At 72.8% G+C, this 14,897-nt stretch carries 14 protein-coding genes; 8 read left to right on the plus strand and 6 right to left on the minus strand.

What is annotated here, in order from left to right:
* Positions 1–68: 68 nt before the first annotated feature.
* Positions 69–968 carry a class I SAM-dependent methyltransferase gene (locus CKY47_RS13525; protein ID WP_306746109.1) on the plus strand — a complete coding sequence of 300 codons (900 nt, stop codon included), beginning with the start codon at positions 69–71 and terminating at the stop codon, positions 966–968.
* Positions 969–1,113: 145 nt separating this feature from the next.
* Here CKY47_RS13525 and CKY47_RS13530 read toward each other — a convergent pair whose 3' ends face one another.
* Complete coding sequence (locus CKY47_RS13530) at positions 1,114–1,512, minus strand: MerR family transcriptional regulator (protein ID WP_371320670.1); 399 nt, start codon at positions 1,510–1,512, stop codon at positions 1,114–1,116.
* 479 nt (positions 1,513–1,991) lie between these two features.
* Here CKY47_RS13530 and CKY47_RS13535 point away from each other — a divergent pair, with 479 nt between their 5' ends.
* Complete coding sequence (locus CKY47_RS13535) at positions 1,992–3,440, plus strand: SulP family inorganic anion transporter (protein WP_306746111.1); 1,449 nt, start codon at positions 1,992–1,994, stop codon at positions 3,438–3,440.
* A gap of 191 nt (positions 3,441–3,631) precedes the next feature.
* Here CKY47_RS13535 and CKY47_RS13540 read toward each other — a convergent pair whose 3' ends face one another.
* The 3 genes from CKY47_RS13540 to CKY47_RS13550 all read right to left on the minus strand — a co-directional run bounded on the left by CKY47_RS13540 (position 3,632) and on the right by CKY47_RS13550 (position 5,667).
* The gene (locus tag CKY47_RS13540) at positions 3,632–4,054 is read right to left on the minus strand and encodes an ATP-binding protein (protein WP_306746112.1); all 423 of its coding nucleotides are present in this window, start codon (positions 4,052–4,054) and stop codon (positions 3,632–3,634) included.
* A 79-nt stretch (positions 4,055–4,133) separates the two neighbouring features.
* Entirely contained in the window at positions 4,134–4,856 is a 723-nt protein-coding gene (locus CKY47_RS13545; protein ID WP_306746441.1) for an ANTAR domain-containing response regulator, read from the minus strand.
* Positions 4,857–5,055: 199 nt separating this feature from the next.
* A complete protein-coding gene (locus tag CKY47_RS13550) occupies positions 5,056–5,667 on the minus strand; it encodes a TetR/AcrR family transcriptional regulator (protein ID WP_306746113.1) in 612 nt (203 codons plus the stop codon).
* A 113-nt stretch (positions 5,668–5,780) separates the two neighbouring features.
* Between CKY47_RS13550 and CKY47_RS13555 the strand changes: the two genes are divergently transcribed.
* The 3 genes from CKY47_RS13555 (at position 5,781) to CKY47_RS13565 (ending at position 9,635) form a co-directional block, all read left to right on the plus strand.
* Entirely contained in the window at positions 5,781–6,899 is a 1,119-nt protein-coding gene (locus tag CKY47_RS13555; RefSeq protein WP_306746114.1) for an NADH:flavin oxidoreductase, read from the plus strand.
* A gap of 71 nt (positions 6,900–6,970) precedes the next feature.
* Entirely contained in the window at positions 6,971–7,297 is a 327-nt protein-coding gene (locus CKY47_RS13560) for a DUF6204 family protein (RefSeq protein ID WP_306746115.1), read from the plus strand.
* A gap of 850 nt (positions 7,298–8,147) precedes the next feature.
* Positions 8,148–9,635: a hypothetical protein gene (locus tag CKY47_RS13565; RefSeq protein WP_306746116.1), complete on the plus strand. Its 1,488-nt coding sequence runs from the start codon at positions 8,148–8,150 to the stop codon at positions 9,633–9,635.
* 5 nt (positions 9,636–9,640) lie between these two features.
* Here CKY47_RS13565 and CKY47_RS13570 read toward each other — a convergent pair whose 3' ends face one another.
* Positions 9,641–9,844, minus strand: coding sequence for a DUF2795 domain-containing protein (locus CKY47_RS13570; protein WP_306746117.1), 204 nt, complete (start codon positions 9,842–9,844; stop codon positions 9,641–9,643).
* 215 nt (positions 9,845–10,059) lie between these two features.
* On the opposite strand from CKY47_RS13570, the gene CKY47_RS13575 reads away from it, so the two are divergent.
* A complete protein-coding gene (locus CKY47_RS13575) occupies positions 10,060–10,353 on the plus strand; it encodes a hypothetical protein (RefSeq protein WP_306746118.1) in 294 nt (97 codons plus the stop codon).
* On the opposite strand, the gene CKY47_RS13580 is transcribed toward CKY47_RS13575, so the two are convergent.
* A complete protein-coding gene (locus CKY47_RS13580) occupies positions 10,322–10,969 on the minus strand; it encodes a TetR/AcrR family transcriptional regulator (protein ID WP_306746119.1) in 648 nt (215 codons plus the stop codon). The two genes, CKY47_RS13575 and CKY47_RS13580, sit on opposite strands and share 32 nt — an antisense overlap.
* Positions 10,970–11,055: 86 nt before the next feature.
* Between CKY47_RS13580 and CKY47_RS13585 the strand changes: the two genes are divergently transcribed.
* On the plus strand, positions 11,056–12,789 hold the full coding sequence (locus CKY47_RS13585) for an ABC transporter ATP-binding protein (RefSeq protein ID WP_306746120.1): 1,734 nt from the start codon (positions 11,056–11,058) through the stop codon (positions 12,787–12,789).
* A complete protein-coding gene (locus CKY47_RS13590) occupies positions 12,786–14,639 on the plus strand; it encodes an ABC transporter ATP-binding protein (protein WP_306746121.1) in 1,854 nt (617 codons plus the stop codon). Before CKY47_RS13585 ends, CKY47_RS13590 begins: the two co-directional genes overlap by 4 nt.
* Positions 14,640–14,897 lie beyond the last annotated feature (258 nt).

Genomic DNA, 14,897 nt, shown 5'->3' on the forward strand with positions numbered 1-14,897 from the left:
ACCGATGGCGGCGGGACAGCCGGACAAGTCGGTGGCTCGTCCGGAGATGCGTCGTTAGCCTCCGGCGGGTGAGCTGTGAAGACCCGCGGGCGTACCTGCTCGGGATCGAGGGCATGGCGTTGTTGCGCGCGTTCACCGGAGAGTTCGACCGCGACTTCGTGGAGGCGCGGATCGCGGAGATCCGCAGGGTGCTCGCCGACGAGGAGTTGGCCGATGCCGCCGTGGAGGTCGACCGACTGGACGCGGTGGCGGGCTATCGACTGTGGTCGAAGACCTACGACCGGCCGAACTCGGCCTTCGACCTCGACGAGCCCCTGGTGAGGGGGATCATCGACTCCCTGCCGGTGGGCGTCGCCCTGGATGCCGCGTGCGGGACCGGTCGTCACGCCCGGTTCCTGGCCGAGCGCGGCCACCGGGTCCTCGGTGTGGACGGCTCGCCCGACATGCTCGCGCGGGCGCGTGCGAGCGTGCCGCGGGGTGAGTTCCTGCTCGGTGACCTGCACCGACTCCCGGTGGCCGACGCCGAGGTCGACCTGGTCGTGTGCGCCTTGGCGCTGACCCACGTCCCCGCGCTCGCGCCGGTCATCGCGGAGTTCGCCAGGGTCCTGCGCCCCGGCGGGCACCTGGTGATCTCCGACGTCCACCCGGAACGGGTGGCGCGGGGTTCGATCCCCTCCGTCCGCGATGCCGAAGGCCGCCCCGCGCGGGTGAGCACCCACCACCACTTGATCGGGGACTACCTGCGCGCCGCACTGCCGGTGGGGCTCCGCGTGCTCCGTTGCGAGGAGCCTTCCGCGCCGACCGGCGAACCGTCGGAGCCGACGCCCCCGACCAGCGCGTTCGGGGAGGTGGGGCCGTGGGACCTGTGGCCGTGGTGTCTGGCCGACATGGTGCCGGAGGCGGCACGGGCCGCCGTCGCGGGCGTACCCGCCCTGGTCGTCTGGCACTTCCGGCTGGCCGAGTCGTGACACCACCACCGGCGCGGGCCGCCGCAGCGCACGTCGGCGGTCGGGCGCGGTGTGGCGGTTCCGGCACAGGGGGCTGCGACGCCGGTCAGGCCCGCCTCGCGCGGGTCCGCGACGAGCACGGGGGCGTCGTGCCGCCGACCGCCGGTCAGGGACGTCCGCCGGGGGTGTCCCGGGTCAGGTGGGCGCGCAGGGTGGCGGCGAAGTCCTCGGCCCGGGCCAGTTGGACGCGCAGCTTGTCGATCTGCTCGACGGCGGCCTGCTCGTAACGGCGCACGCGTTCCAGCAGGGCTTCGCGTTCCCCGGTGTCGAGGGTGCCGTCGGCGTCGAGGCGGTTGGTGGCGTCGAGCAGGTCGTGCATCTGCTCCAGGGTGAAGCCCAGGGGTTTCATCCGGCGGATCACCATCAGCCGGGCGACGTCCGCCTCGGTGTAGAGGCGGAAACCGCCCTGGGAGCGGGCGGAGGGCACGACCAGGCCGGCCTCCTCGTAGTGGCGGATCGTGCGCAGTGACAACCCGGTGCGCGCGGCGACCTCGCCGATCTGCATGTGCCCGTCGTCCACCACCGGTGTCCCCGCCCTGGTTTCCCGCGAGATGTCCGACACACCCCCGTGCAACTCTACTCTAACGTCAGGGTAGGGTTGTCGGCGGCGAGGGCGGCCGTCCGCCGCGCCGTCGTGTCGGGGTCGGCGCCGCCTCCGGTGACGAGTCGAACCCCGCGGGAGACGAGCGTGCCCGAGTCCACGACACCTGGTGCCGCGGCCTGTCCGCCGTAGCACCCGGCCCTCGGAAGCACGGCCGGGCACCACCGGCGCACGCCTGCCTCCCACTCCGCGAGTCCGCTCCCCCTCCTCGGTCCGCCCTCCGCGGGCCGCCCCGCGCGGGGTGTCGATCCCGGCACCGCCGTCTTCCACCGCACGCCCCGACCTGCCGCGGGTGTGCCCGAGCACGACAGGTACCCGCTTCCTTGTCCTCTTCTCCCGCCCTGTCCGCGTCCCGACGACTGCGAGCCCTGACCCCCGACTGGTTGCGCGATCCCAAGGTCTGGCGCACCGAGGTGCTGGCCGGCCTCGTCGTCGCGCTGGCGTTGATCCCCGAGGCGATCTCGTTCTCGATCATCGCCGGGGTCGACCCCGCCGTGGGCCTGTTCGCCTCGTTCACCATGGCCGTGGTGATCTCCGTGGTCGGCGGGCGCCGGGCCATGATCTCCGCCGCCACCGGCGCCGTCGCCCTGGTCATCGCCCCGCTCAACCACGAACACGGACTGGCCTACCTCATCGCCGCGGTCATCCTCGCGGGCGTGTTCCAGATCGTGCTCGGCGCGCTCGGGGTGGCCAGGCTGATGCGCTTCATCCCCCGATCGGTGATGGTCGGCTTCGTCAACGCACTCGCGATCCTGATCTTCATGGCCCAGGTGCCGGAGATCCGCGACGTCCCCTGGGCCGTCTACCCGCTGGTCCTCGGCGGCCTGGCGCTGATGGTGCTCTTCCCGAGGATCACCACCGTGGTGCCCGCCCCGCTGGTCTCCATCGTGGTGCTCACCCTCATCACGCTCGGTGCGGGCATCGCCGTGCCGACCGTCGGCGACAAGGGCGCGCTGCCCTCCTCCCTGCCGGTGCCGGGCCTGCCGGACGTGCCGTTCACCCTGGACACCCTCGCCATCATCGCCCCCTACGCCTTCGCCATGGCGCTGGTCGGGCTGATGGAGTCGCTGATGACCGCCAAACTGGTCGACGACATCACCGACACCCACTCCGACAAGACCCGCGAGTCCGTCGGCCAGGGCGTCGCCAACATCGTCACCGGCTTCTTCGGCGGCATGGGCGGCTGCGCGATGATCGGCCAGACCATGATCAACGTGAAGGTCTCCGGAGCCCGCACCCGCCTGTCGACCTTCCTCGCCGGCGCGTTCCTCATGGTGCTGTGCATCGCCTTCGGGCCGCTCGTCTCCGACATCCCGATGGCCGCGCTGGTCGCCGTCATGGTCATGGTGTCGTTCGCGACCTTCGACTGGCACTCCGTCGCCCCCAGGACCTTGCGCCGCATGCCGCTCGGCGAGATCACCGTCATGGTCACCACGGTCGTGTGCGTGGTGGCCACCGACAACCTGGCGATCGGCGTCGTGGTCGGCTCGGTCACCGCCATGGTCATCTTCGCCAAGCGCGTCGCCCACGTCGCCGAGGTCACCGCCGTCACCGACCCCGACGGCACCACCGTGGTCTACCAGGTCACCGGCGAACTGTTCTTCGCCTCCTCCAACGACCTCGTCGGCCGGTTCGACTACGCCGGCGACCCGCCCCACGTCGTCATCGACCTCAGCGCCGCGCACGTCTGGGACGCCTCTTCGGTCGCCGCGCTCGACGCGATCGGGACCAAGTACGCCCAGCGCGGCAAGACCGTCGAGATCACCGGGCTCAACACGCACAGCGCCCACCTGCACGGCAGGCTCACCGGCGAACTGAGCGCAAGCCACTGACGCTCCGGGCGTGTCCCGCCGTGCGACGTCGGGCACGCCCTGGCCGAGGCGGCTGTCGAGTTGCCCCGGCCGGCGCGCGGGGGTGGGACCGACCGTCCCGGCGCGGCGCCGTCCACACCGCTGCGCCAGGTCATCGAGCCGATCACCGGCCGCCTACGCCCACCAGCCGCCCGACCACCGACCCCCCGGGCTCAACTCGTCCGGTCGGTCGCCTGGCAGACGATCTCCGCCCACACGGTCTTGCCCGCGCCCTGTTGTCGCACGCCCCACTCGGCGGCGATCTGCGACACGATCACCATCCCGCGGCCGCGGTGGCCGCCCAGCCTGGACCGACCCACCCGCACCCGGCCCCGGCTGCCGTCGTGGACCTCGACCCGGATGCGGCACGGGTCCTGGTCGCGGTGCAGCGCCACCCGGCGCGGCGCGGCGCCGTGGTCGTACGCGTTGGTGACCAGCTCGGTCACGACGAGGACGCAGTCCGTCACGTCGTCGTCCCCCAGGTCCGAGAGCGCCTCGCCCGCCCACCGGCGCACCGCCACCAGTGGTGGCACCTCGTCGGCGAGGTCGAACGCCACGGTTCTGGCCTCGACCTCGCCCTCTTCTGCGACTGTCACGCCGATCACGCCCTCCCAGCTGAAGACGTGTAGTCCGTACCCCGTCGGCGAACGGCCGAATCCCCCCGACGCGGTGGCCTCAGCCGTCGGCCTGGCTGACGTCGTCGACGAACCGCTCCGCCAGGTCCCGCAGCTTGGGGTTCTCCCGCTGGGACCGGTCCACCGGCAGGTTGAACGCCTCCTCGGCGTCGACCTGGTGCACGGCCATCACGATGCCCTTGGCCTGGTCGATCACGGCGCGCGAGGTGAGGGCGCTCCGGAGCTGGTCGGCCTGCCGCCTGGCCCGCACGTAGCGGCGGGCGTTGCGCAGCCCGGCCTCGGCCGCCGTCGTGCAGAGCTCCAGCAGGGCGGCGTCGAGTTCGCGGAAGCCGTGGGTCCGCTCGCTGTAGAGGTTCAGCGAGCCGTGGTACTCGTCCTCCAGGACCAGCGGCGCGGACAGGTAGCTGGCCACGCCCAGGCCGTCGGCCGCCACGGCGAACGCCGGCCACCGCTCGTGCACCTCCGCCACCGCCACACGCTGCACCACGCGCGTCCGCGCCGCCTCCAGGCACGGCCCCTCCCCGACCCCGTACTGCGCCCGGTCCACCTCGGCGGCCCGCTCGCCGGTCAGCGCGACCGTCCGGGGCTCGCCGGCGTGCAGCACCGTCACGCTGGCCATGTCCGCGCCGGGGATCGCGGAGACGACCTGCCGGCACACCCGGTCCATGATCGTCGCGAGGTCCTCCTCCTCGTCGAGGACCCTCGACAGCTCGTCCAGCGCGCTCGTGACGTCGTCGAGCCGGCTCACCAGCCCCGCGATCATCGGGTCCACCGGTACCTCACCCACCCGACCGCCCCCTCGTGCCGGGCCCGGGCCGCGTCCCGGCCGACCGGGGTCGTGACGCACGTCTCCCACGCCAGCGGTCACGTCCGCGTCAGCCGTTCCGTCACACCGGTGAACCTACCCGCCGGACGGCGGCGGGCCGTGCGGACGACGAGCCCCCGGCCGGGCGCCGGGCGGTTCACGCCGTGGGCAGCGGCGGCACGTCCACGCGGCCCAGGCCGTCCAGGCAGATGCGCAACTGCCGCCGCCACGCGCCGGGGAAGCGCTCCGCCGTCATCTGCACGACCAGGGTCAACGAGGACAGCAGGAGGGTGAGGTCGCCCGTCGTCACGTCGGGCCTCAGCACGCCGGCCTCCTGGGCCCGGGCGCGCAGGTCGTCGACGACCGGGTTGAGCAGGCGGGTGCAGTCCGGGGCGGGGCCGCGCCACGTGCCGCTGTAGGACTCGACGACGGCGCGGTGGCGGCCCTGGTTGGCCAGGGCCTGCTCGAAGAAGCCCTCCAGCGCGGCCCTCGGGTCGTCGGTGTCGGAGGCGGCCTGCCGGGCGGCGCACGCCCACGCGGTGAACTCGCGGTCGAGGATCGTGCCCAGCAGGTCGTCCTTGGTCGGGAAGTGGCGGTACAGCGTGCCCATGCCGACGCCGCTGCGCTGGGCGATCTCCCGCACGTCGACCGCGCTGCCCTGCTCGGCGAGCACCTCGGTGGCCGCCTCGATGATCGCCAGGCGGTTGCGCTCGGCGTCCGCGCGGCGACCGCGCCTGGCGGGGGCGTCGTGCTCGTCGGCGGCGGTCACGGTCTCAGCATACTGCGCCGCGACGACTACCGGAGCAAGTGCTCCGCTTGTGCTAGCGTCGTTCAGGAGCACGTGCTCCGCTTATTGTCCACGCCTCCCGGAGGACCCAGCACATGACCGCGCCCGAGTTCGTCGCGCCACTGTTCCGCCCGTTCGACCTGGGTGGCCTGACGCTGCCCAACCGCATCGTCATGGCGCCCATGACCCGCCAGTTCTCCCCCGGCGGCGTCCCCGGCGAGGACGTGGCCGCCTACTACGCGCGGCGCGCGGCCGGCGGGGTGGGCCTGATCGTCACCGAGGGCACCTACGTGGACCACCCCAGCGCCGGCGAGAGCGCCGACGTGCCGCGCTTCCACGGCGAGGAGGCCCTGGCCGGGTGGGCGCGCGTCGTGGAGGCGGTGCACGCCGAGGGCGGTCGGATCGTGCCGCAGCTGTGGCACGTCGGCCCCGCGCGCAAGCCCGGCGCGCCGCCGGTCCCGGACGCCCCCGTCCTGACGCCCTCCGGCCTGGCCCTCGACGGCACGCCGCTCGGCGAGGCCGGCCCGGTCCCGTCCCCGGCCGACCTGGACGCGGTCGTCGAGGCGTTCGCCGACGCCGCCGCCTCCGCGCAGCGCCTCGGGTTCGACGGCGTGGAACTGCACGGCGCGCACGGCTACCTGATCGACAGCTTCCTGTGGGCGGGCACGAACCGGCGCACCGACGCCTACGGCGGCGACCCCGTGGCGCGCACCCGGTTCGCGGCCGACGTGGTCACCGCCGTGCGCAAGGCCACCGGCGCCGACTTCCCCGTCGTCCTGCGCCTGTCGCAGTGGAAGCCCAACGCCTACGACGCGCGCCTGGCCGGGACCCCGCAGGAGTTGGAGGCGGTCCTGGCGCCACTGGTCGACGCGGGCGTCGACGTCTTCCACGCCTCCACCCGCCGCTACTGGGTGCCCGAGTTCGACGGCTCGACCCTGAACCTGGCGGGGTGGGTCAAGAAGATCACCGGGCGCCCCACCATCTCGGTGGGCTCGGTGGGGCTGGACAACGAGTTCGTGGAGAGCTTCGCCGGCAGGACCTCGTCGACCACCGGCATCGACCGGCTGCTGGAGCGGCTCGGCGCGGACGAGTTCGACCTGATCGCCATCGGCCGCGCCCTGCTCGGCGACCCGGCGTGGGCCGAGAAGGTCCGCACGGGCCGCGTCGACGAGGTGACCGCGTTCACCCCGGCGGACCTCACCCGGCTCACCTGATATCCCGTTGCGCGGCCCGGGCCGTTCCCCGACGATGTGGCGGCCCCACCCCACCCACCGGGAGATCGCAGATGGCGGAGCACACGTACCGGGTCACGGTGCGCGGCCGGTTCACCGACCTGGACGAGGCCGGCCGCGCCAGGCTCCTGGCGGCGGCCGATCGGCACGACGTGCTGACCAACGGGTTCTCCGACGAGGGCGCGCTGTCCTACGACCGGGCGCTGGACTTCTTCAGCTTCCGCGTCCAGCTGCGCGCCGAGGTGGAGGCCACCGATCGCAGGGTGCGCGACCGGGGCCTCGTCCTCGCCGCACGGGCCGTCGAGGCGTACGGCGTGGACTTCCGCGACCTGCGCGCCACGGCCACCGACGTCGACCTGATCAAGGTCCGCCGCCGCTGAGGGCGGCTACCCGCGGGTTCACCGGTGCGGGTCCGGCAGGTCCGCGGTCCGCACCGGGTCCGCCGGCGCAGGGCGGGCCGCCGCGTCGGCCTCCGCGACGTCGGAGGCGGGACGCCGATCGACGTGCCGTCCGCGGCCGATCGCGCACGCGGCACCTCCTTCCACGTGGTCACCACCACGGCGTCCGGTGCCGCACCGTCGCCCGCGACGGCGCGTGATCGCCGTCATGCCCTCATAGCCCGAACGAGTGAGAGCGAGGACACCCGCACGCCGGAACACGGAGACGGGGCGTGACGTTGTACGAGATGGTCGGTGCGGTCAGTGTCCCCCGGGCCTCACCCACAAAGCCTTCGCGGAAGACCGTTCGGCTGGAGCCGCGTCGAGCCCCTCGCCGAGAGGCGACCGCCGCACCGACCACCAGAACCCGCCTCCGGTCGCCGTCTCCCCCCTCGGGCGACCGGGGGCTTCCTCATGTCCACAGTGGACTCGCCAGCCCACGCCCGGACCGCGCCGCGCGACCCTCGTGACAGATTTTTCGAGCGGACGGCATGGGATCGCGACCGACCGGGTACCTGAGTGGTGCGGAGCAGGGCCCGCGAGGGATGGGTTGGCCGGCACCCTGCCGGTGGTGCGGATCGTGGTCGGGGCCACGCTCGGGGGCACCACCGGCAGGGTGCCGACGTCTTTCCCGGGAATCCGGCCCCTCCGGGAACGTCCCCCGCGCTCACCCCCACCGCGCCACACCCGAAGTCCCGTACCCCGGCACCGCCGATCGGTCCTGGTGCTCCCTCACCACCAACGGGTAGACCTGGTGCGTCGATCACCGTTGATCGGGACGAGGAGGCACGTGGTGGAAGGCGGAATCGGTCGTCGGACCCTGCTGCGCGGCGCGGGGGCGGCCGCGGCACTGCCCGCGGTGCTCGGCTCGCCGCACGTGGCGGCGGCCGCCGAACCGGGTGCGACACCGTTCGACCTGCACTTCGGGGTCACCCACAAGTACCGGCCGTTCGACCTGGTGGCGCCGCGGTTCGTGCAGTACGACAGCGCGCTGACACCCGCCCCGCGGGCCGCCGCGAACACGCTCGTCACGACCGGGGCGCGCCCCCGGGCGCCGTTCGGCTCCGTGCTGGTGGAGGTGCTCGGCACCGATCCCGGCGGCACGGTGGTCGCCGGGCTGGCGGGCGGTGGCACGTCGGTGCTGGGCACGGTCGACCCGTCCGCCGGGCGCGCGACGATCGAGGTCACCACCAACGGCGCCACCACCGTGGTCAAGACCGCCGACGTGCGCGTGGCCGGCGCGTTCCGACTCGCCGTGGTGGTCAACGAGAACGCGGTCACCGTGCTGGTGGACCCGACCGGCACCGGCACGGGGTGGCAGCCGGTGCTGACCGAGCGGGACCGCGTGCGCGCCCTGGTGGACCTGCGCGTGCCGGACGTCCTCGGACGGCTCGACTACGCCTACGGCGGTCGCGGCGCGGTGCGCCTGGGTCGGGTGCGGGCGGGCTACTTCGGGCAGGCCGGCGTGCGCGACCCGCACCTGGTGCAGCACGCCGACGGCAGGCCGTTCATCCGCGACGGCAAGCTGTACCTGACCATGACCAACGCCGGGCTGGGGTTCTTCCAGCAGGCGCACTGGGCGGTGTGGACGCTCGACCTGGCCGACCCGACCCGCCTGGACCAGGTGGCGGTGCTGTTCTTCGCCCGCGACGGCGTCGTGCTGGGCGACCACGCCGGGCAGATCGTGTACGACGACCGGACCGGCCGGTTCATCCTGCTCATGAGTTCCTGGGGCGACTTCGACTTCAAGGGCGTGCACATCCGGCACGCCACGACGCGGGCCGACGTGCTGTCCGGCGTGCACGTGATCCCCACCGAACGCCTGCCGCTGCCGACGGCCGTCAGCTCGTGGGACCCTGCCCTGACCAGGGTCGACGGCCGCTGGCGGCTGGCGTTCGTGGAGAGCGAGGCGCAGCAGTCGGCGTTCGTCTTCCACCCCGCCCTGGCGGTGGGCCCGCGCGGAGCGGACTACGCCGAGTCGCTGACCCTGGTCGGCGCGGACCGCACCGTGGACCAGACCGAGGGCACGATCATCCAGCGCGTCGGCGGCGAGTGGTACCTGTTCGCCAGCGACGGCGACGCGCGGAACTACCCGGTGTACGACCTGGCGATGCGGAAGCTGGGCACGCTGGACGCCCCGTACGGCACGAACATCCCGCACCCGATGCTGGTCCAGGTCGGCCGCGAGTGGTGGATGATCACGTTCGACGGCACGCAGTACGCCGAACCCGTGCTCGGCTACGGCGGGCACGGCGACCTGGTGCTGATGCGCGCACGCTGACCCCGCTACCGCCCGACGCCGTCGGCCGACTCCACCGCCCGCAGCACTTCGGCGAGGTCCGCGTAGTCCCGGTCCGGGATCGCGCGCAGCGCCTGCACGGCGGTGGGGTCGCCCCGGTCGACAGCCGCGTCGATCAGGTCGTTCCTGGTCGAGGGGGAGTCCGCCTCCCCGAGGGGTTCCTCCAGGTGGTCCCGGATCGTCGCCGCCATCGTTCCTCCCGGTGCCCGCCGTGCCGTCCCGCAGCCCGTACCCCCGGTGGCCGGGCGAAACGGCGACCACCGGGTCGGGGCCCTTCCGGCACACCCTGAGCAGCACACCGCAATTCTCGGATGCACGTGCATCTGCACGGTAGAATCCGGGTGCATATCGCACTATCGTGCTCGTCATGTCGCTGCCACCGCCGTTATCGCACGCTTCCGTCGCCGTGTTGCGCACCGCCGTCGACCAGGCCATCTCCGCCTTGGGCGCCGCGCCCGCCGACGACCTCCGGCTCGACGCGGTCCTCGCCGACGTCGCCGACGCCGCACCCGACCTGTCCGAACCGGCCGATCCCGCCGACCTCGGCCCGGACGGCCCGGACAGGGCGCTGGCGGAGGCCCAGCGCATGCTCGTCATCGGGTTCCGGCGCGCCGCCGACGGTGACGTCGACGCCACCCGAACGTCGTTCCTCGCCGCGTCCACCGTGCTCAGCCGGATCGGCGGCGCGACCGCGGCCTGACCCCCCGCCCCGAGGACGGCCCCCGACAGGCGAGGCCGCGCAGGAGGGGCAGGTAGATGTCGTCCACCAGTTCGGCGATCGTGTCGTCGGCGACGGGGACGCCGCACATCGTGGACTCGTTGCGGACCAGGTCGAGCGGGACGCGGGCCACCCGGTGGGGGATCTCGACCTCGGGCAGCTCACCCCGCGCCACGGCCCTCGCGACGATCTGCTCCACGGCCCCCGACAGCGGCGACTTCGAGGTCAGCCGATCACGGAGGACCTCCGCCACCTCCGGGTGGCGGAACGCCTCCCCCATCACGCCCGCGATCATCTCGTTCATCATCGAGTCCGCCCGGCGGGCCACCAGCGTGAACAGCGCCACCAGGTCTTCCCGCAGGTCGCCCGTGTCGACGGGGGTCGACGACACCGGCACGCGGTGACCCCACGCGGCCAGCACCAAGGCGGCCCGGCTCGGCCAGCGCCGGTAGACGACCGGCTTGCTCGTGCCCGCCCGCGCCGCCACCGCCTCCATCGTCAGGCGCGCGTAGCCGACCTCGGTCAACTCCGCCCACGCCGCGTCCAGGATGGCGGCCTCCAGCTCGGCGCCGCGGCGGCGCGACCTCGGTTCGGGCACCCTACTCCTTAGATACGTTGCGTATCTTATACGACGGGTCTACCGTGCAAGCCTAAGACACGATCCGTTTCCTATGGGGGAAGTCCTTGCTCAGCCGCCTGCTCCGCACGCACCTGCGGCCGTACCGGCGAGAACTCTCGATCGTGCTGGCGCTCCAACTCGTCGGCACCGTCGCCTCGCTGTACCTGCCCAGCCTCAACGCCGACGTCATCGACTTCGGCATCGCCACCGGCGACACCGACTACATCGTGTCCACCGGCGGGTGGATGCTGCTGGTCAGCGCCATCCAGATCGCCTGCTCCATCGGCGCCGTCCTCTACAGCGCCCGGGTCGCCATGAACTTCGGCCGCGACGTGCGCTCGGCCGTGTTCCACCGCGTCGGCCGGTTCTCCGCCCGCGAGGTCGCCGCGTTCGGGCCGTCCTCCCTGATCACCCGCACCACCAACGACGTGCAGCAGGTGCAGCTGCTGGTGGTGATGGTGTGCACCGTGCTGGTCACCGCGCCGATCATGTGCGTGGCGGGCATCGTGATGGCGCTGCGCGAGGACGTCGGCCTGTCCTGGCTGCTGCTCGTGTGCGTGCCCGCCCTGGCGGTGTCGATCGGGCTCATCGTGGTGCGGATGGTGCCCCAGTTCCGCCTGATGCAGGAGCGCATCGACGCCGTCAACCGGGTGCTGCGCGAGCAGCTGGCCGGCATCCGCGTGGTGCGCGCGTTCGTCCGCGAGCCGCACGAGAGCGAGCGGTTCGCCGGCGTCAACCGGGCGCTCACCGACACCGCGCTGCGGGTCGGCCGGTTGCAGGCGCTGGTCTTCCCGGTCGTGATGCTGATCCTGAACGGGTCGAGCGTGGCCGTGCTGTGGTTCGGCGCGCACCGGGTCGACACCGGGCAGATGCAGGTCGGCGCGCTGACCGCGTTCATCAGCTACCTGGTGCAGATCCTCATGTCGGTCATGATGGCCACGTTCATCTCGATGATGATCCCGCGCGCCGCGGTGAGCGCCGAGCGGATCAACGAGGTGCTCGACACCGACTCGTCCGTGACGCCTCCCGCGAACCCCGTCGTGGAGCTGCCCCGGCAGGCCCGGGTGGAATTCGTCGACGCGGAGTTCCGCTACCCCGGCGCGGCGGAGGCGGTGCTGCGCGACATCACGTTCACGGCCGAGGCCGGCCGGACGACCGCGATCATCGGCAGCACCGGCGCGGGCAAGACCACGCTGGTCAACCTGATCCCCCGGCTCATCGACGTCACGTCCGGCGCGGTGCTGGTGGACGGCGCGGACGTGCGGGAGGTCGACGCCGACGTGCTGTGCTCGCGCATCGGCCTGGTGCCGCAGCGGCCGTACCTGTTCACCGGCACGATCGCGAGCAACCTGCGCTACGGCAACCCCGACGCGACCGACGAGGAGCTGTGGGCGGCGCTGGAGGTGGCGCAGGCGCGCGACTTCGTGGAGGCCATGCCCGAGGGGCTGGACGCGCCGATCGCGCAGGGCGGCACGAACGTGTCCGGCGGCCAGCGGCAGCGGTTGTCGATCGCGCGGGCACTGGTCCGCGCCCCCGGCGTGTACCTGTTCGACGACGCGTTCTCCGCGCTGGACCTGGCCACCGACGCCCGGCTGCGCGCGGCGCTGCGCCCGCGCACGGCGCACGCGGTGGTGATCGTCGTGGCCCAGCGCGTGTCGACGATCATCGACGCGGACCTGATCGTGGTGCTGGACAACGGTTCCGTGGTCGGCACCGGCACGCACCACGAGCTGTTGGCGACGTGCCCCACGTACGTCGAGATCGTCGAGTCCCAGCTGACCCCGGAGCAGGCCGCATGAGCACCACCACGACGAACCGGGCACCCGCGCGGATGGGCGCGGGCTTCGGCGGCATGGGCATGCCGATGGGCAAGGCCGAGAACTTCACGCCGTCGGCCAAGCGGCTCGTGCGGCGGCTGCGCCCCGAGCGGAACGCGGTCGCGGCCGTCGTCGCGCTGGGCGTGACCAGCGTGGCGTTCGCGGTGGCCGGGCCGAAGATCCTGGGCCACGCCACGGACATCATCTTCGACGGCGTCCTCGGGCGGCTGCGCGGCGACCCGGGCGCCGGCGTCGACTTCGGTGCGCTCGGTCGGGTGCTGACCTGGGTGCTGGCGCTGTACCTGGCGTCGTCGCTGTTCGCCTGGGCGCAGGGCCGCATCCTCAACAACGTCGTGCAGCGCGTGGTCCTCACGCTGCGCGCCGACGTGGAGGCGAAGCTGCACCGGCTGCCGCTGCGCTACTTCGACGGCCAACCGCGCGGCGAGACGCTGTCGCGGGTCACCAACGACATCGACAACGTCTCCACCACGTTGCAGCAGACCCTGAGCCAGCTGCTGACGTCGCTGCTCACCGTGGTGGGCGTGCTGATCATGATGATCACCATCTCGCCGCTGCTGGCGCTGATCGCGCTGCTGCTGATCCCGGTGTCGGTGGTCGTGACCGGCCGCATCCGCAAGGTCTCGCAGGCGCAGTTCGTGGCGCAGTGGAAGCACACCGGTGCGTTGAACGCGCACATCGAGGAGGCGTTCACCGGCCACCAGCTGGTGAAGGTGTTCGGCAGGCAGCGGGAGTCCGAGGAGGAGTTCCGGCGGCGCAACGACGCGCTGGTGGGTTCGGCGACGAAGGCGCAGTTCGTGTCCGGCCTGATCATGCCGATCATGATGTTCCTGTCGAACCTCAGCTACGTCGCGGTGGCGGTGGTCGGCGGCCTGCGCATCACGTCGGGCGCGATGACCCTCGGCGAGGTGCAGGCGTTCATCCAGTACTCGCGCCAGTTCACCCAGCCGCTGACCCAGGTGGCGTCGATGGCGAACCTGATGCAGTCGGGCGTGGCGTCGGCGGAGCGGGTGTTCGAGGTCCTCGACGCCGAGGAGCAGACCCCGGACCCGGCCGACGCCCCGGTCCCCGAGGCGAGCCGCGGCAAGGTGGTGTTCGAGCACGTCGGGTTCTCCTACCGGGAGGACCAGCCGCTGATCGAGGACCTGTCGCTGGTCGCCGAACCCGGGCAGACGGTGGCGATCGTGGGACCGACCGGCGCGGGCAAGACCACGCTGGTCAACCTGGTGCTGCGCTTCTACGAACTCGACTCCGGCCGGATCACCCTGGACGGCACGGACATCACCGCGCTGCGCCGCTCCGACCTCCGGTCGAGGATCGGCATGGTCCTCCAGGACACCTGGCTGTTCGGCGGCACGATCCGCGACAACATCGCCTACGGCCGCCCGAACGCGACGGAGGAGGAGATCGTCGCCGCCGCGCGCGCCACCTACGTGGACCGGTTCGTGCGGACCCTGCCCGACGGGTACGACACGGTGATCGACGAGGAGGGCACGAACGTCAGCGCGGGCGAGAAGCAGCTGCTGACGATCGCGCGCGCGTTCCTGGCCGACCCGTCGCTGCTCATCCTGGACGAGGCGACGTCGTCGGTGGACACGCGGACCGAGTCGCTGGTGCAGCACGCGATGGCGGCGCTGCGGTCGTCGCGCACGAGCTTCGTCATCGCCCACCGCCTGTCCACGATCCGGGACGCGGACCTGATCCTGGTGATGGAGGCGGGCCGCATCGTGGAGCAGGGCACGCACGACGAGTTGCTCGCGGCGGGCGGCGCGTACCACCGGCTGTACTCGGCCCAGTTCGCCGCGGCGGGTTGAGCCGACCGGGCGCGGGGACCGGGCGGGGTGCGGGGGCCGACCGGCTCCCGCACCCCGCGTGCCACCCGGGCCGGAATCCCCGGCGCGCCGGTGGCGACGCGCGAACGCGGACCGGCGTCGACCCGCGCACCACCGCTACGGCATGTGCAGCAACACCACGGTTGCCGGTATTGCCCGTCGGCGCGCGTCGGTAACGTCGAGCCCGTCTGGGGGGCATCGTCACTTCCGGTTCACCGCCACCGCGGGTCTGCGACGCCT

It is taken from the genome of Saccharothrix longispora (genome assembly GCF_030852425.1).
Classification (GTDB): Bacteria; Actinomycetota; Actinomycetes; order Mycobacteriales; family Pseudonocardiaceae; genus Actinosynnema; species Actinosynnema longispora.

Coding starts and splice junctions, on each gene's coding strand:
- CKY47_RS13530 (WP_371320670.1), bottom strand. CDS start 1,512: ATGCAGATCGGCGAGGTCGCCGCGCGCACCGGGTTGTCACTGCGCACG.
- CKY47_RS13545 (WP_306746441.1), bottom strand. CDS start 4,856: ATGATCGCGGGGCTGGTGAGCCGGCTCGACGACGTCACGAGCGCGCTG.
- CKY47_RS13555 (WP_306746114.1), top strand. CDS start 5,781: ATGACCGCGCCCGAGTTCGTCGCGCCACTGTTCCGCCCGTTCGACCTG.
- CKY47_RS13560 (WP_306746115.1), top strand. CDS start 6,971: ATGGCGGAGCACACGTACCGGGTCACGGTGCGCGGCCGGTTCACCGAC.
- CKY47_RS13570 (WP_306746117.1), bottom strand. CDS start 9,844: ATGGCGGCGACGATCCGGGACCACCTGGAGGAACCCCTCGGGGAGGCG.
- CKY47_RS13590 (WP_306746121.1), top strand. CDS start 12,786: ATGAGCACCACCACGACGAACCGGGCACCCGCGCGGATGGGCGCGGGC.